This is a genomic window from Flavobacterium macrobrachii (assembly GCF_014486675.1).
GTDB lineage: Bacteria > Bacteroidota > Bacteroidia > Flavobacteriales > Flavobacteriaceae > Flavobacterium > Flavobacterium macrobrachii.
Window position 1 is genome coordinate 1 of the sequence record NZ_JACTAC010000024.1, and the last position, 18,521, is coordinate 18,521.

The following is an 18,521-nucleotide window of genomic DNA, read 5'->3' on the forward strand; positions in this document are numbered from 1 at the left end:
CAGCGTATTGGCAATAGTGGGGCTGACAGTTGTAAATTTAACATTAGTAATTCTATTGGGCATTTGTGCAAATGTTGAGCTGACGTTTTTCAAATGCCCCACCATCGCCAATACGTAGCCGTTAGCGGTCATTGTAAAGGACGATTCAGAAAATAAAAAGCGTGAACATAAAATGAAATTGGAACCTGAAATAATTGAAACTCAAAGATTAAAACTGACTGGTTATTCATCTCAGGATATGACTTTTATTTTTGAAAATTTTAGCAGAGACGAAATAAAGAAAATATTAGGGCACCGAACAGACGAAGATTATCATATTGAAGAATATAAGTACAAAAACGGATATGCATCCTATAATAGGGATTTCATACTTTTTTTGCTTACTGAAAAAACAACTAAATCAATAATAGGTCGATGTGGACTTCATAATTGGAATAAAGAACATCAGCGCGCAGAAATAGGTTACACTATTTCTGATGAGAATTTTAAAAGAAAAGGATTGATGACCGAAGCTGTTAGTTCAATTATTGACTATGGCTTTAATGAATTGAAATTACACAGAATCGAAGCCCTTGTTGGAAGTTATAACATTCCTTCTTTGAAAATCATCGAGAACAATTTCTTCATTAAAGAAGGATTATTAAGACAACATTATCTTATAGCAGGCAAATTTGTAGATTCAGTTGTTTATTCACTGTTGCACAATGAATATATTGCCAATAAAAAATGATAGAACAACGAACCACTGATAGCTTCCATTAAAGTACGATGCACACAAATCACGATTAAATACAAAGAAATAATGCAAGACTTTATAGACCAAGCAAATAAAAATGGTGTAATTCTCCTCGACAAAGGAAGGTGTCAGTTTTGTGGTGCAGACTATCAAAAAGGCATCTTTGACTGTATGGACAATTATAACAATGGACTTCAGCTTTTGGACTTTAATAATTCAGAACATCACATATCAAGATTTTTAAGTGTTGACGCACATGCTTTACAACATCCAGAAATTCACGGACAATGGAGCAATCATTTTCATTTGACAAGGTTGAATTTGATACTTGATAAAAAGCAAACTTGGGACTACAAAAAATCTCCGTTGCTAAGCGACTTTTTGAACGATTATAAACAAAATAGACCTAATGAATTTCTTGTGGTCCCGAAACCATTAGACAGAGGTGAAATTACCGCAAAAGACCTGACTAAGGCGACAACAGTAGACGAATGTATTGAACTAATAAAAAAATGGGCGGACGAAGTATATTATTCTTGGAATTCAAGCCATTCAATAGTTTCTCAAATTGCTGACGGCTTTTTAGACAACAATTACTATGGAAAAACACAAGGCAGAAAAACAACGAACCGCTAACACGGGTAACTGTTGCACAACCTCAATAAAAAACTAAAATTTTAAAATATTTATAAAAAGTAACCTCTTTAGAAGCTATTTTAAGGAGGTTAGTTTTTTAGTTATAATTCAAAGTTGTAAAACTTGGAGTGCTTACAAACGAGTTTTTTAAGTCTAAAAAGACTGATTTTATAAAAGCCAAGTTCTTTCCTTGTTTTAGGGAAACAACTTGGGTTAAAATGGATGGTTTTTAATACTCTTGGCGTAAATCCTATTTTCTCTAAATCGATACTGTTGACAAAAGCATCTATGATCCCGACGCTTCGGGAGAACAGGATTGTCCTGACTAATAGTGTTTTCTAGACTGCTTACTTGTAGTTGGTTGCGAGCTATTCCTTGTATATGTTGCATCGTTAAAGATAAAAAAACTATAACTTTCTTACAACTATTTTACTATATTTGGTACTAGGATTGTGAAGGTTTTTTCACAGTCTGACGTTAGTGGCAATGCTAGAGTATCAGAATAAATGACATGATTGAATTACAAAGTAAATATCAAAAAGCTATAAAGTTTGCGGCAAAAAAGCATGCGGACATTAATCAATTAATTCCAGGAACAAACTTGCCTTATGTTGTTCATTTGAGTAATGTAGCAATGGAAATTCTGATTGCAGCTCAAAAAACAGAAAAGTTTGATTCTGAATTTGCCGTTCAAGTTGCTTTACTTCATGACATTTTAGAGGATACAGAAACTACGTTTGATGAAATTGCTAATGAATTTGGGAAAGAAATTGCTCAAGGAGTTTTAGCACTGACAAAAAATTCTAAAATTTCCAAAGAAGAAAGAATGGACGATAGTCTAAATCGCATTAAGGAATTGCAAAAAGAAGTTTGGGCTGTGAAATTGGCAGATAGAATAACAAACTTACAAGTTCCACCAGAACATTGGAGCTTTGAAAAAATTACAGAATATCAAAAACAAGCTGTTCAAATTTATAATTCATTGAAAGGAGGAAATGAATATTTGGAACACAGACTTTGTGAAAAAATATCAGACTATTTAAAGTATTGCGTGACAGTTAGCGAATAAGCACAGCCACTAACAGCAGTAACTGTTGCACAACTAGCGTTTTCTCAAATCCATTTGCCAAAACATAAAATCTTGACCTCGTTTAATCCCGAAGTCTCGGGAGATTTAAAGGAGGTTTGTTTTTTTTAGTTAAAGTTCAATAACTATTTTAGTATATTTGATGGCAGGATTACTCGGTCTGTTCGCTTTGGCTCGGGTGTGGAGGTTTTTCATGGTCTAACGTTGGTGACAATTTTGCCGAACCGCAGAAACAACTTTAAAAATAATAATGACAGAAGAAGACAAATTATCTTTATTTTTTAGCAATGAATTTCCTTTTAATAAAGAAGGTTTAGAAGAATTTGTAACTACTTTTGTAACTAAATCATACATAAAAGGGGAAATCATTTTAGAAAACGGAACTATTGAAAATGAACTCCGTTTTTTAGACCAAGGCATTATTCGAGAATATTATGCTACCAACGACAAGGAAAAAAATATTAATTTTTATACCAATTCAAATTTTATAACCGATTTTTCCTCCTTTACACATTCTACAGCAACAAGAAAGTATCAAGAATGTTTGACCGATGTAGATTTGAGGGTTTTATCCAAAGATAAATTCTTGACTTTTACAGACCAATACAAATGTGGAAAACTATTTATTGAAACTATTTTTCAAAGAATTGTTGTTAATAAAGAAACCGAAGAGTTCAACCATTTTGTAAATACTGCAGAAGAATTGTATCTCGATATTATGAAAAACAAGCCCGATTGGTTACTTGAAATTCCACAATATCATATTGCTTCTTATTTGGGAATTACGCCAGAAACATTGAGTAGAATTAGAAAAAGAATTTGATTTCTTGATTTCAATCAATGGAATCTATTTTAACATTGGGCAACTTTGTACTTTAAATTTAAAACTATTAAATAATGTAAGTACATCATTTAAGAAACGCCACTTTAGTCATAGAAACCGGAGCTAATTTTATATTAGTTGACCCAATGCTTGGAAAAAAAGGAACAGCAGGACCCACTTTTACACTTTTCCGTTTCAAGCCACAACGAAATCCGATTGTAGATTTACCAAGCAATGCAATGGATATCGTTGAAAAAACTACACATTGTTTACTAACGCATTTGCATCCAGACCATTTGGACAAGGAAGCAGAGCATTTTCTTCGCACTAAACAAATTCCTGTTATTTGTAGCATAAAAGATGAAGCTACATTAAGAAAAAAAGGATTAAACGTTTACCAAACAGTTGATTATTGGAAAGAAAGCCTTTTTCTAGGAGGAAAAATTCAAGGTATTCCAGCCGTTCACGGTTACGGATTTGTAGCCAAACCAATGGGAAATGTAATGGGTTTTTACATTGAATTACCAAATGAAAAGTCAATGTATTTAAGCGCAGACACCATTTATACCGAAGATGTGCATAAAGTTCTAACGCAATTAAAACCTGAAATAGCTGTGGTGGCTTCTGGAACAGCACAATTAGATATTTTTCAACCTTTGTTAATGCGAATGGACGACATTTTAAAATTCGTAAAAAATGCACCAAATCAAGTAATCGCCAATCATCTAGAAGCTGTAAATCATTGCCCGACAACACGACAACAATTAAAAGTAGAAGTTTCAAAAATTGGACTTTCTGATAAGGTTTTTATTCCAAATGATGGAGAAAGTAAAGTCTTTTGATAAACTAAGTACAAATGATTTTATAGAAAAACAGCCAGTAAATTAATGTCATATTTTTTATATCATCAATGATTTGAAAGGGATTTAAAATTCTACACTTGTAATTGCTAACTTTGCAAAGCAGCAAAATATAAATACGAATTATAGAATTAAAGCTTAAGACAAGTACTATGTTTAAGAAAAATCAACTGTTGGAATACTTAAAACAATACAATTTATTTACAGATAGTGAAATAAATGAATTTATAAGTTTAGCGACTATTTCTACGATAAAAAAAGGAGATTTTTTCATTAAACAAGATGAAATCTGTACCACGCTTTCCTTCGTGAATTTTGGCATTTTTCGTTCATTCTATTATTCTAATAATGATGAAGAAATAACCTATTGCTTTACCTTTCCTAATTCGTTATTAGTGGCTTATTCTTCATTTATTACACAGAATAAATCAGAAGAAAATTTACAAGCTTTAACCGATTCTGAAATAATTTCAATTTCAAAAAAAGAATTAGAAAACCTTGCGGAATCAAACAATAAATGGTTGAATTTTTTAAAAATAATTGCTGAAAAAGAATATGTTGAACTCGAAAAATGGATATTTAATCATCAAAAATCCAACGCCCAAAAACGATATGTAGATTTGATAAACAACTATCCACAATTTGTGCAACAAATTCCACTTCACTACATAGCTTCCTATCTTGGAATTACTCAAAGACATTTAAGTAGAATAAGAGCATCGATTTAATTATTAGACAAATGTCCTACTTGAATAGTATGACAGGAGTGTAATTTTGCACTTCAAATTAAAAATAATTAAATATATGAAAACAGTAATTTTAATAGGTGCTAATGGGAAAATGGGAAAAGCAGCACTTACAGGTTTAGGAAAACACAAAGTGATTACAGCTGGTCGTTCAAAAGACGGTTGCGACTACCAAGTTGACATTACCAGTGAAGAATCTTTGAGAAAATTATTCAAGGAGGTTGGTCACTTTGATGCAGTTGTGAATACAGTTGGCGTATGTGAATATGCAACCTTCGAGGAAATGACTGAAGCGCAATGGATGACTACAGTAATGAGTAAAATGATGGGGCAAATCAATATTGTTAGAATAGGTCAAGAATACATTGCTGATAAAGGTTCCTTTACGCTTATTACAGGTATTCTAAATTTAAAGCCTATTCCTTTTGCTATTGCAGATGCAACTACAAGTGGTGCCATTGATACCTTTGTAAAATGTGTAGCCTTCGAAATGCCAAGAGGTATTCGTGTAAATTCAGTAAATCCAACAGTTTTAGCAGAAGCTTGGGATGTTTATGGCGATATGATGCCAGGATTTCAACCTGTACCAAGTGCATTGGTTGGTAAAGCGTTTGAGCGCTCGGTTGATGGATTTATTACTGGTCAAGTGATACTTGTTGATGCATAATTAACAAAAATTACAGCATATAGTCTTTTCAAAAAAGAAATTGACTATATGCTGTTTATTATAAAATAAAAAGAAAAATGGAATTAAAACTTTACCAAATTGACGCATTTACAGATACCATTTTTGGTGGAAATCCTGCTTGTGTGGTGCCTCTTGACAATTGGTTATCAGACGACATTTTGTTGAAAATAACTAAAGAAAATGCCGTTGCAGAAACCGCTTTTTTTGTAGATAAAGGAGAAAAAATCCATTTGCGATGGTTTACGCCAGAAATTGAAATGGATTTGTGCGGTCACGCCACACTTGCAACAGCACATTGCTTAAAGACAATTTTAGATTATAAAAAAGATGAAATTGTTTTCGAAACACTGAGTGGCGACTTAATTGTTAAAGTTGAAGATGGACTATACAAAATGGACTTTCCATCAAGAATGCCTATTGCAGATACTTTACCCGAGACAATTTCAAAATCTTTAAATATTCAACCTAAGGAAATTTTAAAATCAAGAGACTATGTTTTGGTTTATGAAAACGAAACAGCAATTAGAAATATTAAAATTGACCGACAATTGTTTGACCAAATCAACCTTGATCCAGGCGGAATAATTGTAACTGCAATCGGAGATGAATGTGATTTCGTTTCTCGTTTTTTCACACCGCAAGCATCCATTTTAGAAGATCCTGTAACAGGTTCTGCTCATTGTTCTTTGGTGCCATTTTGGTCAAAAAGACTCGATAAAAAAGTACTTTATGGGCAACAAGTTTCGGAACGAATGGGCAAACTATATTGTGAAGACAAAGGTGACCGAGTTATTATTAGCGGAACAGCAAAAACCTATTCTGTTGGGAACTTTTGGATAGAATAAAACAGTTTCTTGAAACAACAAAATATCGATTGTCATTGTAACCGACTCGCTTCAAAAATAAAAGAAAATTAAAAAGAAAATCAAAAATGAACTTTCAAATACAAAATAGCAGCAGTAACGATACAGACGAAATTTTCCGTTTATATAAAATTGCTACCGATTTTCAGAAGACGAGATTTATCAACCATTGGCCAGAATTTGATAGAAAACTTATTGAAACTGAAATTTCAGAAAACAGACAATGGAAAATTGTTTCAGAAGGTAAAATTGCTTGTGTGTGGGCGACAACATTTAATGATCCACAAATTTGGGAGGAACGTAACGAAGATCCAGCTGTTTACATTCACCGTATTGCAACCAATCCTGATTTTCGCGGACAAAATTTAGTGGGCAAAATTGTAGAATGGGCAAAGAATTATGCCAAAGAAAATCAAAAACAATTCATAAGAATGGATACAGTTGGCGATAATTCAGGGTTAATTAATCACTACACAAGATGTGGCTTTGAGTTTTTAGGTTTATTAAAACTTAAGAATACCGAAGGACTTCCTGCACATTATGAAAACGCAACGGTAAGTTTATTTGAAATTGACGTAAACCATAAATAAGAAAATAACTTCTCAGTTTTTTGTTTTCAGTGCTATTTAATCCATTTTTGATAAGTACCTATAGTTACACAATAAAACTTCTAAAATTTAAATAATAGCACTAAAACAGTTTGAGGAATTGTGAATTAAGGGCTTATAAATCCGCAACTTTTTTATGCAGATCAACTATTACAAAATACAAATGAATATAACAGTACACCAAAGACAAAAACAAAAACGCGTTTCGGTTATAAAAAATCATGAAAACTGAAAGAGAAATACAAAATTAAATTAAATATATTTATTTTTGTTACTATTTATGTATTTAAAATGGAATCTATAGTTAGTTATAATGTGTCAAATCCGCTTTTAATTGACAAAATCTCGTCAATTGTATTTTGGCGTCGATCGGCTAACTATACAGAGTCAACTGTGTTTTTACCAAACAATATCTGCGGATTTGGATTTACATTGTTAGGGGATTTGCTCGTAAAAAACAAAACTGATTTTCAAATAATGCCGAAATATGGTACAAGGAACACATTGATGAAGCCAAGTGAAATTAAAACGTCAGGGGATTTTTTGAATATTTCAGTGCGACTTACAATTCCAAACGGGTTAAGTTTATTTACAAAAATACCAATGAATGTTGTTTATGAGGAAGACGCTACTTCTTTATACGATATTTTTACTAATCAAGAAATTAACGATCTCGTTGATTCGCTAGAAGAAGCAACAAACGATGAAAAAAAAATTAAGGTACTGGAACTCTTTTTAGTGTCAAAGTTAATTGTTTGTCAGCCACCTCTGTATTCGGCAATCATTAATAAAATTCACGCTACAAAAGGTCAGTGCAATGTAGCGCAAATGGCCGCATTTTTCTCGGTTTCGGAACGAACCATTCATCGATTATTTAATAAATTCGTTGGGGTGAATCCAATCAATTACATTAACTTAATTAAATTTAGAACTTTTTTACAGCACTCTTCAAACCCAAATAATCATTTGTTAAGTGTTGCGATAGATACTGGATATTACGATCAGTCGCATTTTATTAAACATTTTAAAGCCTTTAGCACACAAACTCCTTCGCAATTCTTTGAAAATAATTCTTCAGAAAAGGTGTCCGATTTTTACAATCTTTAAATTTTTTCATAATTTATCTTTGCACTAAATGTAATATTTAGTCTGATGAAAAACCTATTTTTATTTTTTTCGATTTGCTCCCTTAATTTATTATTTAGTCAATCGTTACAGCGCAAAGTGCAATTCGGTGCACGCGTAGAATATGTCACCGAAAATGGAACTTCCGGTTGTAAAGTGAAGCAAGTTGCCCGAGGAACTAGTCTTGCGCTTAAATTGCAAGAAAAGGATTTGATTGTCAAAATTGGTAATTCCACGTTTGCTTCAACGGATGAATTCACCCAAAAATTCTTAACCTATTCTCCAAATCAAGAAGTTCAGTTAACGGTCTTGCGTGGTAAAAAGAAACTTGTCTTAAAAGCAAAAGCAGTTGCACGTCCTTATGAAACAGATGATAATGCTACCGTAATTTACGACGAGGTAGCCTACAAAGGTGGACAATTGCGCGTTATCATTAACAAGCCCTTTAAAGAAAATAAAATGCCTGCCATGTTGTTCATTCCGGAATATACCTGCAGCAGTATTGATGATTTACCAACTTATCATCCCTACAAACGCATTGTGGATGCTTATGTAGATGCTGGTTATGTGACTCTTCGCGTTGAGAAAAGTGGCTTGGGTGACAGCAAAAACACACCTCCTTGCGAGTCTTGTGATTTGCTGGATGAAATTGAAAATTTTGAAGTTGGATTGAAAAAGTTGAAGTCACTTCCTTATGTAGATCCCAACCAAATTATCATTGTTGGTCACTCTATGGGTGGAATTGTTGCGCCAGCAATTAGTGCAAAAAATAAGGTTGCGGGTGTTGTAGTATATGGAACTACTGCTAAATCTTGGTTTGAGTATCAAATCGAAATGTATCGCGTTCAAAATGCATTATCAGGCATGAACCCGATTGAAGTAGAACAATCTGTAATTGCTCAATATGATTTAAATTATCGTTACTTCGTTAAGAAAGAAAAACTTGAAGATATTGCTAAAGAAACTAAGGCCGACAGTATTTTACGCACTAGTTGGGAATACGATGGTAAAGGAAAAATTTACTCAAGAAATGCAGAGTACTGGAGACAAATTCAGGATTACCCTCATTTAGAAAATTGGAAAAATACAACTGCAAAAGTATTAGTACAATATGGTGAATCTGATTTTCAGGCATTTTCTAAAACAGATCATCAGCAAATTGTGAATACCGTTAATTTCTTCAACCCAGGTAATGCAACGTTAATGACATATCCTTCTACAGATCATTTTTATGCAAAATCGGGTACAATGCAAGAAGCATACAACAAATTTTCAAATGGTCAGATTCAACAATTATTTGATGAATACAATCAAGAAGTAGGTCTTTCGGCAGTAAAATGGAGCAATGAAGTACTTTCCAAAAAAGATGTAACGACACTTCCCGAAAAAGGATGGAAAAAATTGAATACGGAACGCTATCCCGGCAAGCAAGACGATATCACTTTCATTAATGAAAAAGAAGGTTGGTATGTAAACGGTTACGGAAGCATTTATAATACAAAAAATAGTGGCGAAACTTGGGAAAAACAATTGGAAAAAAAAGGAACTTTTTTCCGAACTATTGCCTTTGTGGATAATTTAGTTGGTTTTGCCGGCACTGTTGGAACAGATTATTTTCCCAATGTTACCGATTCCATTCCATTATATGGAACCAGAGATGGTGGCAAAACTTGGAAGCCTGTTGACTATAAAGGTCCGTATGTTAAAGGACTTTGTGCCATTGATATTGTCAAAGAACAATACATTAATCACGGAAAAATAGACTACAAAATACATATTTATGCAGTAGGTCGTGTAGGTTCTCCTGCTAACATGATGGTCTCGCACGATGGTGGTGCCACTTGGACATCCAATAGTATGAACAACGATTGTAAAATGCTCTTTGATATCAAAATGTTTGATAAAAACAACGGATTTGTTTGTGCTGCCTCTGATGAAGATATGGAAAAATCCAATGCCTTGATTTTAAAAACCAGCGATGGCGGAAAAACCTGGAAAAAGGTGTACCAATCCAATCGACCATTTGAAGGCACTTGGAAGGCCTCTTTTCCAACAAAAGAAGTTGGCTATGTAACCATACAATCCTATAATCCAGATCCAAGCGTAAAACAACAACGCATTGCCAAAACAACTGATGGCGGTGAAACTTGGAATGAAATCAACTTAGTGGAAGATGCTGGAGCAAGAGAATTTGGTATTGGTTTTATAGACGAAAACCACGGCTTTGTAGGCACCATGAATACAGGCTACGAAACCAAAGACGGTGGTAAAACCTGGGCAAAGGTCAATTTAGGAATGGCTTGTAATAAAATCAGAATTTACAAAGATGCTAATGGAAAAGTTTATGGTTATGCCATTGGTGTAGATGTGTTGAAGGGGGAGTTTTAAAGTTTACAATAAAAAAAAATGAACTAATAATCTTAAAAAAATCATGAAAAAAACAATTTATTCGCTAGTACTACTTTGCTCGATTATGAGTTCTGTTAACGCGCAACAAAAAGAAAACAACAACAAACAAGAAACTGTTAATGCCAAGTTAACAGATTTTTCAATCAATAAATCTTCTACTGATGTTGAAATAAAACGAATTACTGAAATTTTAGAAAAACAATATGAGATTCAGTTAAATACATCCAAAATAAAACGGAATTCGAATAATGAAATTACCGCTATAAAAATAGTTTACAAGTATAAGGATGGTAATGAAGTAAGTATCTTAAAAAAAGGAGATGAGCCAATTGATGAAATATTTATTAATGAAGAAAAGGGAACTATTGTGTTTCATACAGAAACTACCACAATCAGAAGTGTTCAACGGTAACTAGCACAAGCATAAGTTTTTAATTTTGAAGATACAAAAAAACCATCGCCTATAGTAAACTGGGCGATGGTCATTTTATTAATGGCTTGTAATAAAATCAGGATTTACAAAGATGCTAATGGAAAAGTTTATGCTTATGCAATTGGTGTTGATGTATTGAAGGGAGAATTTTAAAACGACCTGTAGATTGATAGAGAAAGCTAAATGAACAGAACTAAAAACATATTGACAACAATAATTTTTGGAGTGTTAATTCAACTTTTAACTTCTTGTGGCGTCAATCCAAAAACAACAATTAAACAAACTGACAAAAATCTTATGACAAAAAAATCAAACCCAGTTGTTTATTTTGAAATCCCAGTGACTGATATTGAAAGAGCAATAAAGTTTTACAATGCTGTATTCCACTTTGACTTTGACAAAGAAAACATTGATAATAATGAAATGGCATTGTTTCCATTTGCTGTAGAAAATTCAGGAATTTCAGGTGCATTAGCAAAAGGAGAAATCTATAAACCGACAAAAGATGGAGTTGTGATTTACTTCAAAACAGAAAATATTGATGAAACACTCAAATTAGCTACCTCAAATGGTGGACAAATTTTATATCCCAAAACAGACAATGGAATTGGACTTGTTGCCGAATTTGAAGACACAGAAGGAAACAGAATTGCATTATATCAAACTAACTAATGACGACTGAAAAAACAACCGCTAATATCGGTTTGGCAATATTCACAACGATGAAAATAAATTAACACCATATGAGAAATAAAATATTTATTCTTTTGCTTCTAATGTTTGTTTCTTGTCAAACAAAAGAAAAAAACCAAAATAAATCTTCTAAAACCGAACTTGACGCTATATTCGAAAATAAATTTGAACATAGTTTAATTTCTCGTGGAAACAATTTACCTGATTTCGATTTCACAAAAGATAGTATGGACTTGTTTTTAGTGTCAACACACCAAAATATTCCTGTTTCAGAGTTTGAGGCCAAAACAAAATTTTCTAAAAATAAGATTGCACAAATTGTATCACTATTGGAAAGTAAAAATTGGCTACGCATTGAAAAAGGACATCCCAAGCCAACTGTGTTTATTGCTACAGAAAAAGAGGGCAACAAACTTTTTGAGTATTCAATACCTATTGCAAATGAAATAGTGGCAAGTATTGAAAATGAACTTCCAAGAATTAAGAAACAGTTCGAGCAAACTAATTTATCAAAAAAACAAGACTTTAAAGATTGGTCTTTTCTTATTTTAAGCAATGTGCTGCTTGACTCTTGGCAAATCGACAATGTAGAAAAGGACTTTTTAAAAAAAGAGCAAAGACCAAAAAGACACGGTAAAAATTACTATTTCAGCGTAATGGGAAACAACAAAAATAATAGGGAGGCATTTGGTATTTATGGGAATCAATATCATGAAAAAGATGGGAAATCCGTCAGCATTTATGGGAACAATAGAATTGGGATGAAGTCTTCTGATATCGAAAATTTTATTTCAAAATCTGACAATCTAATTTTAAATAATATTGCTACTATTTTTAAGCCTAAGCTCATAAATATTCTAAATCAATATTCGGAATATAGTATGAAAATATACAAAGAAACAGGTTACGATAAAGAAATTACTTTTGATGAGTTTTTTATTTGGTGGTATCATTTCATTTACACCAAAGCAACAGATATTATGAATGAAAAACAAATGTTAGAAATTCCCAAAAGTGGTAATTTTGAATATATACTTGAAGAATGAAATACTTTAGGTAATAGCACTACAAGAACTTGCCAGTTCAGTGCTCCACATCAATCTATGTCCTAAAATATCCGACTTTATCGGCGTGGATGTATTGAAGGGTGAATTTTAAAGTTTACAATAAAAAAAATGAATTAATAATCTTAAAAAAATTATGAAAAAAACAATTTATATACTACTTCTACTTTGCTCAATTACGAATTCTCTAAATGCGCAAGTTCTAAAAAGAAAATATTCAAATGGGTTTCGTTACCAAATTTTAACTGCTGAAATAAAGCAAGAAAAATCATTTAACGGTGATCAAGGAGTTTTTGTTGAAGGCGTTGTTCCAAACTCTACTTCAGAAAGTGCAGGAATAAAAGAAGGAGATATCATTGTAGAAATCAACGGTACTGCTATTGCTGATGTAAGCACATTTACTAGTCCACCATTATCAGAAATAACCGTGGGTAATCCTGTTGTATACAAAGTTTGGAGAAATAAAGCTTTTGTGCAGTTAACAACAACTGCAAAAGCAAAAGTAAACAAAACTAAACAAGGTATTCATTATGAATATGGTGAGATAAAAACAGCATTCGGTTATTTAAGAACCTTACTCTCAAAACCGGTTAATGCTTCGGGTAAATTACCAGCTATCCTTTTTATTCAAGGAAATATGTGCGAATCGGTGATTGAAGTACCAGAAAAAGACCCATACGAACAATTTTGCAACGAAATGACATTGCAAGGTTATGCCGTTATGCGGATTGACAAACCAGGTGCAGGCGATAGTGAGGGAAAATTTACTACCTGCGATCAAATGACTTTTAATCAAGAACTTGAGCAATTTCAAACAGGTTTAGAATCTTTAATGAAGAACAAAACTATCGATTCCAAAAAAATCTACCTCTTTGGACACAGTATGGGCGGTATGATTACACCAATACTTGCAAGCACAAATCCTTCGGTTAAGGGAGCAATGGTATTCGGCACATTATCTACTAATTTTGGAAGCTATTATCCCGAAATTATAAACAGAAGTTTGTTGCAATCGGGCAATAGTCCAGAAGTAGCTTTAGAATATAAAAATTACACTAAAGAAGTGATTACAGCAATTTTTGACGAGAATAAAACACCACAGCAAATCATTAAAGATAAACCGGAATATGATGCCGTGCTACAACAAGTTTTTGGCTGGAATGAAAAAGACAACACCATTATTTATAGGTCATTAGCTTTTAATAGAGAATTGAATAAGATAGACCCTAAAAAGTACTGGGAAAAAGTAACCTGCCCAATCCTTACCATATATGGAACTTCCGATTTTGAGGCGATTGATAAAGAGTATGCAACCGCAATGCTTGGTTGGACAAACGCAAAAAATGCCAAGCACTCTAAAGCCATTATTTTAGAAAATACCGATCATGCATTTGCCATAGTAGGTTCTATGGAGGAAGGGATTAAGCTTAAGCATTCAGGCAACTATGCCCAAATTATGCAAGATAAATTTAATCCATTAGTAGTGACTAAAACTGCTGAATGGTTGGCATCATTTTAAGTTAAAATTTAACGCCAAAATTTCAACAATCTTAAATATCAAAAATATGAATCAATTCTATAATGATTTAAAAAAGCTTATAAAAAACCATTGGGAAACTATTATACTGATAATAATTATTTTAGCAATATTGTTAGAATCCAATTATTCAGATATAAAAGCTGGCATATTGGATGCTTGGTAACTTCGTATTAAATATGCAAGATAAATTTAACCCATTAGTAGTAGCTAAAACAGTTGAATGGCTGGCATCATTTTAAGTTAAAATTTAACGCTAAAATTTCAATAATCTTAAATATCAAAAATATGAATCAATTCTATAATGATTTAAAAAAGCTTATAAAAAACCATTGGGAAACTATTATACTGATAATAATTATTTTAGCAATATTGTTAGAATCAAATTATTCAGATATAAAAGCTGGTATATTGGATACTTGGTAACTTCGTACTAATTATGCAAGATAAATTTAACCCATTAATAGTAGCTAAAACAGTTGAATGGCTGGCATCATTTTAAATTAAAATTTAACGCTAAAATTTCAATAATCTTAAATATCAAAAACATACTTTATGAAATGGATGAATCAGATTCAATGTAATCGAAAACTAGTAATTACTTTTTTATTTTCAATCTGCTCGATGCAATCAATTGCACAACGAGAAAAAAACAATTCCCTTCTTTGGGAAATAAGCGGCAATGGGTTACAGCAGCCTTCCTACTTGTTTGGGACAATTCATATGATTTGCAAAGAAGATTTTCTTCTTTCAGAAATGCTACAACAAAAATTCAATTCTAGTAAACAAGTTTATCTTGAACTTGACATGGATGACCCTCAACTTCAGGCGACTATGATGCAGCATATGCAACTAAAAGGGACTGAGACTTTAAAAAACAAACTTGGGGAAATTAATTTTAAAAAGCTCGATTCTTTTTTACAAAAAGAAATGAACATGAACCTTGTAATGTTCGATAAATTCAAACCTATGATGGTAATGAGTTTACTTGCTCAACGTTTGCCTTCATGTGCTACTATAGAATCTTATGAAATGAACTTTGTAAAAATGGCAAGTGAGCAGAAGAAAGAACTATTGGGATTAGAAAAAGTAGAAGATCAGTTAGGTGTATTTGATGCCATTCCTGATTCACTAGAGATTCGCTCAATTATGAATATAGTCAATGATTTTGATACTCATAGAAAAGAATTTACTCGTATGAGTATCATTTATAAGAGCCAAGATTTAGACGCACTTTATCAACTAATGGTTGAGTCTCCTGAAATGATGGATAGTCAGGAATTACTGCTAGACCGCCGTAATCGTAATTGGATACCTATTATGGAACCCGCTATGAAAAAGGCATCTACTTTTTTTGCGGTTGGTGCTGGACACTTGGCAGGAAGTCAAGGTGTACTTGAGCTTCTTAGAAAGCAAGGATATAAGGTTAAAGCAATACAATAGTGACCTACCCAAAATTGCACTAAGTTTAACCCTTAAATTTCATGATAGTTATATACTCAATCATCACATTACAGTTGCAGTTTCTGTCAATCAGCAGAGCAAAACAAAACATGATACTAAAATATTGTGTTTTATTGTGATTAATCAATATGAAAAGTCATTTTAATGATAAATCAATTGTTTGAGAAGATACCGATCATGCATTTGCCTTAATAGGTTCTATGGAGGAAGGGATTAAGCTTAAGCATTCAGGCAACTACGCTCAAATTATGCAAGATAAATTTAACCCATTAGTAGTGACTAAAACTGCTGAATGGTTGGCATCATTTTAAATTAAATCAAACCATGAAAAAAATTATACTAATAATAGCCTCATTTTTAATAATTGGGACTCTGGCTTTTGGAGGTTATATTTTTTACCCGATTAATTCCACTCTTTAAAAGCAATTTTAGAGAGGTTGTTTTTTTGTAACGTTCAAGAAAGGATACACCATTCAATTTCAAATTGTTGATGGTAAAATAAATGCTGTTAAGAATAAATTGAGAAACTAATTTAACTGCTCGTGAAAGACTTCCAGTAAAAACTCTGGAGAAATCATTTTGGTTGGCGACTTTTCCATGGCTTTCAAGACGCGTTTAATGGCATGAGGATTTAAACCCATGTTGATGCCTATTTCGTGGATTTTTATTTGTTCGCGTTCATGAAGTATGCCGTCGCAATGCATTAACAAAGCCAAACGGTAAAATTGTTGGATGCGCTCAAACTCGCTTTTGATGATTTCACTTCTCTTTTCTTCGTGGAATAGTTGGTTTAACTCTGTTTTGTTGATGCCTAATTCTACAGCGACAATCGACAAAAATTGATATTCTCTATCGTGCAGTTCGCCATCAACAATGGCAAAAGCAATCATATCGGATAATAAAGCTAATTTTTGTTCGTAGTTTTCCATCAAATGAGTAATTTTAGCTAAAATATAATTTTTTGTTAAAAATCTAAAATAAAGCTTGTGAAATTTCTTTTAATCTTCTTCTGTTTTTTAAGTTTCCTGCTTACTTATGCTCAGCAAGCCGAAACCAATCAACGGTATTCAACCTTTACTATTGATGCGCCACAATTGAAAACCAAAAAGAAAATTTGGGTTTACCTTCCAAAAGAGTATGAAAATAGCAACAAAAAATATCCTGTCATTTACATGCACGATGGTCAAAATCTTTTTGATGCCAAAACATCGTATGTAGGCGAATGGAATGTGGATGAAACGCTAGACAGTATCAATGCCAAAGTAATCGTAATCGGTATCGAACACGGCGGCGAGAAACGCATTGAAGAACTAACGCCTTTTCCCCATGCAAAATATGGTGGCGGGAAAGCTGATGATTATCTAGATTTTCTGGTAAATACTTTAAAACCTCATATTGACAAAACCTACCGAACTAAAACCACTGCAAAAAACACGGCTATTTTTGGGAGTTCGCTCGGCGGATTGATTTCTTTTTATGCTGCATTGAAATATCCCGAAGTCTTTGGGAAAGTAGGTTGCTTCTCGCCTGCTTTTTGGTTCAACCGAAATGAATTAAACGAGTTAATGAAAAAAACAGAGAAATTTAAAACCAAAATCTACTTCCTTTGTGGCGATAACGAAGGCGATGCCGATGTAGTTCCTGATATGGAAAACGTGGTAAAATGGGTAAACTCCATGCGATGTGAATGCAAAAAACTAAATAAATCCGTAATCATAAAAGGTGGACAACATAATGAAAAACTTTGGCGTGAGAACTTTAAAAACGCTTACCTTTGGCTGTTTTAAAAGTTGCGAGTTGCGAATTAAGAATTAAGAATTAAGAATTAAGAATTAGGAATTATGAATAATAACGATATATTTAAAAAGCTTCGCGTTGCGCTTCAATTGCGTGATGATCAAATAGAAGAAATCCTTAAACTGGTAGATTTCAGAATGTCGAAAGGCGAAATTGGAAACTTCTTCCGCAATGCTGATCATCCTAAATATATGGAATGTGGCGATCAGGTTTTGCGTAATTTCTTGAACGGATTGGTAATCTATCTTCGTGGCACGAAAGAAAACCCAACGAATGCCATGGATGTTATCAAGAAAAATCAAGCGGAAGTTAAAAAGAACATTGCTGCCAAAGCAAAACCAGAAACCAAACCAAAGGTTGAAGTAAAAAGCAAACCAGCTAATAAACCGAAACCAAAGCCAAAAACTCCAAAAGTTCAAGTGGTAGAGAAGTTTCAGTACAAAAGCGGAAAGAACAAAAAATAACTTGATATGCAAGAGCTAAAAGAGTTAATTCATCAGCTGGAAAACCATATTGCAGTAGAAAATAAATTGAATGCAAAGGTTTCAAAAGTTGTCGTTGGTTGGCATATAGATCACAGCTTGCGACTAATAACTGCTGTAATTAATGGTTTAAAAAAATCAAATCCTGATGAATTCAAGAAGACTTTTAGCTTGAAGAAAAAGATTTTGTTTGGATTAGGTTTTTTTCCAAGAGGAAAAGCCAAAGCTCCAAAATATGTTAGAACTTATGAACCTATTACCGAAAATGATTTGGTTTTGATGGTTCAATCTGCAAAAAAATCGGTGGAGGAAATTCCAAGTTTACACCCCGATAGTTTTATTACACATCCACTCTTTGGTGATTTAAAACTGAAAGAAACTATTTATTTCATTAAACTTCACACTAAACATCATATCAAAATTATTGAAGATATTATTAAGAAGTAATTTTTTTTTCACAGAGTTGCGCA

At 32.8% G+C, this 18,521-nt stretch carries 20 protein-coding genes; 19 read left to right on the plus strand and 1 reads right to left on the minus strand.

Features of this window, described 5'->3' with window-relative positions; translation table 11 throughout:
• The first annotated feature begins 172 nt into the window (after positions 1 to 172).
• The 16 genes from IAI56_RS07185 (at position 173) to IAI56_RS07260 (ending at position 15,751) form a co-directional block, all read left to right on the plus strand.
• Positions 173 to 730 carry a GNAT family N-acetyltransferase gene (locus IAI56_RS07185; protein WP_187657225.1) on the plus strand — a complete coding sequence of 186 codons (558 nt, stop codon included), beginning with the start codon at positions 173 to 175 and terminating at the stop codon, positions 728 to 730.
• A gap of 72 nt (positions 731 to 802) precedes the next feature.
• Entirely contained in the window at positions 803 to 1,372 is a 570-nt protein-coding gene (locus tag IAI56_RS07190; protein WP_187657226.1) for a DUF5946 family protein, read from the plus strand.
• A gap of 511 nt (positions 1,373 to 1,883) precedes the next feature.
• The gene (locus IAI56_RS07195; RefSeq protein ID WP_187657227.1) at positions 1,884 to 2,441 is read left to right on the plus strand and encodes an HD domain-containing protein; all 558 of its coding nucleotides are present in this window, start codon (positions 1,884 to 1,886) and stop codon (positions 2,439 to 2,441) included.
• Positions 2,442 to 2,709: 268 nt separating this feature from the next.
• The gene (locus tag IAI56_RS07200) at positions 2,710 to 3,282 is read left to right on the plus strand and encodes a Crp/Fnr family transcriptional regulator (protein ID WP_187657228.1); all 573 of its coding nucleotides are present in this window, start codon (positions 2,710 to 2,712) and stop codon (positions 3,280 to 3,282) included.
• A gap of 110 nt (positions 3,283 to 3,392) precedes the next feature.
• Entirely contained in the window at positions 3,393 to 4,124 is a 732-nt protein-coding gene (locus tag IAI56_RS07205; protein WP_425323631.1) for an MBL fold metallo-hydrolase, read from the plus strand.
• A gap of 191 nt (positions 4,125 to 4,315) precedes the next feature.
• Positions 4,316 to 4,870 carry a Crp/Fnr family transcriptional regulator gene (locus IAI56_RS07210; protein WP_342354539.1) on the plus strand — a complete coding sequence of 185 codons (555 nt, stop codon included), beginning with the start codon at positions 4,316 to 4,318 and terminating at the stop codon, positions 4,868 to 4,870.
• A 76-nt stretch (positions 4,871 to 4,946) separates the two neighbouring features.
• On the plus strand, positions 4,947 to 5,555 hold the full coding sequence (locus IAI56_RS07215) for a short chain dehydrogenase (RefSeq protein ID WP_153209445.1): 609 nt from the start codon (positions 4,947 to 4,949) through the stop codon (positions 5,553 to 5,555).
• Between the two features lie 77 nt (positions 5,556 to 5,632).
• Entirely contained in the window at positions 5,633 to 6,421 is a 789-nt protein-coding gene (locus tag IAI56_RS07220; protein ID WP_187657229.1) for a PhzF family phenazine biosynthesis protein, read from the plus strand.
• 86 nt (positions 6,422 to 6,507) lie between these two features.
• A complete protein-coding gene (locus tag IAI56_RS07225; RefSeq protein ID WP_187657230.1) occupies positions 6,508 to 7,029 on the plus strand; it encodes a GNAT family N-acetyltransferase in 522 nt (173 codons plus the stop codon).
• 309 nt (positions 7,030 to 7,338) lie between these two features.
• The gene (locus tag IAI56_RS07230; protein ID WP_187657231.1) at positions 7,339 to 8,154 is read left to right on the plus strand and encodes a helix-turn-helix domain-containing protein; all 816 of its coding nucleotides are present in this window, start codon (positions 7,339 to 7,341) and stop codon (positions 8,152 to 8,154) included.
• Positions 8,155 to 8,271: 117 nt separating this feature from the next.
• The gene (locus tag IAI56_RS07235; RefSeq protein WP_187657232.1) at positions 8,272 to 10,560 is read left to right on the plus strand and encodes an alpha/beta fold hydrolase; all 2,289 of its coding nucleotides are present in this window, start codon (positions 8,272 to 8,274) and stop codon (positions 10,558 to 10,560) included.
• Positions 10,561 to 10,603: 43 nt separating this feature from the next.
• Positions 10,604 to 10,993 carry a hypothetical protein gene (locus tag IAI56_RS07240; protein ID WP_187657233.1) on the plus strand — a complete coding sequence of 130 codons (390 nt, stop codon included), beginning with the start codon at positions 10,604 to 10,606 and terminating at the stop codon, positions 10,991 to 10,993.
• Between the two features lie 318 nt (positions 10,994 to 11,311).
• The gene (locus tag IAI56_RS07245) at positions 11,312 to 11,686 is read left to right on the plus strand and encodes a VOC family protein (protein WP_187657234.1); all 375 of its coding nucleotides are present in this window, start codon (positions 11,312 to 11,314) and stop codon (positions 11,684 to 11,686) included.
• A 71-nt stretch (positions 11,687 to 11,757) separates the two neighbouring features.
• Positions 11,758 to 12,753 carry a hypothetical protein gene (locus IAI56_RS07250; RefSeq protein WP_187657235.1) on the plus strand — a complete coding sequence of 332 codons (996 nt, stop codon included), beginning with the start codon at positions 11,758 to 11,760 and terminating at the stop codon, positions 12,751 to 12,753.
• Positions 12,754 to 12,907: 154 nt separating this feature from the next.
• Positions 12,908 to 14,290: a serine aminopeptidase domain-containing protein gene (locus IAI56_RS07255; RefSeq protein ID WP_187657236.1), complete on the plus strand. Its 1,383-nt coding sequence runs from the start codon at positions 12,908 to 12,910 to the stop codon at positions 14,288 to 14,290.
• A 642-nt stretch (positions 14,291 to 14,932) separates the two neighbouring features.
• Positions 14,933 to 15,751, plus strand: coding sequence for a TraB/GumN family protein (locus tag IAI56_RS07260; RefSeq protein ID WP_187657237.1), 819 nt, complete (start codon positions 14,933 to 14,935; stop codon positions 15,749 to 15,751).
• Positions 15,752 to 16,299: 548 nt separating this feature from the next.
• Here IAI56_RS07260 and IAI56_RS07265 read toward each other — a convergent pair.
• Positions 16,300 to 16,701 carry a TerB family tellurite resistance protein gene (locus IAI56_RS07265; protein ID WP_187657238.1) on the minus strand — a complete coding sequence of 134 codons (402 nt, stop codon included), beginning with the start codon at positions 16,699 to 16,701 and terminating at the stop codon, positions 16,300 to 16,302.
• Between the two features lie 57 nt (positions 16,702 to 16,758).
• Here IAI56_RS07265 and IAI56_RS07270 point away from each other — a divergent pair, with 57 nt between their 5' ends.
• The 3 genes from IAI56_RS07270 to IAI56_RS07280 are packed head-to-tail and all read left to right on the plus strand — an operon-like array spanning position 16,759 to position 18,498.
• On the plus strand, positions 16,759 to 17,559 hold the full coding sequence (locus tag IAI56_RS07270; RefSeq protein ID WP_317192440.1) for an alpha/beta hydrolase: 801 nt from the start codon (positions 16,759 to 16,761) through the stop codon (positions 17,557 to 17,559).
• Positions 17,560 to 17,613: 54 nt separating this feature from the next.
• Positions 17,614 to 18,033 (plus strand): DUF1456 family protein, encoded by a 420-nt coding sequence (locus IAI56_RS07275; protein WP_169522655.1) that lies wholly within the window; start codon positions 17,614 to 17,616, stop codon positions 18,031 to 18,033.
• Positions 18,034 to 18,039: 6 nt separating this feature from the next.
• Entirely contained in the window at positions 18,040 to 18,498 is a 459-nt protein-coding gene (locus IAI56_RS07280; RefSeq protein WP_187657239.1) for a DUF1569 domain-containing protein, read from the plus strand.
• Positions 18,499 to 18,521 lie beyond the last annotated feature (23 nt).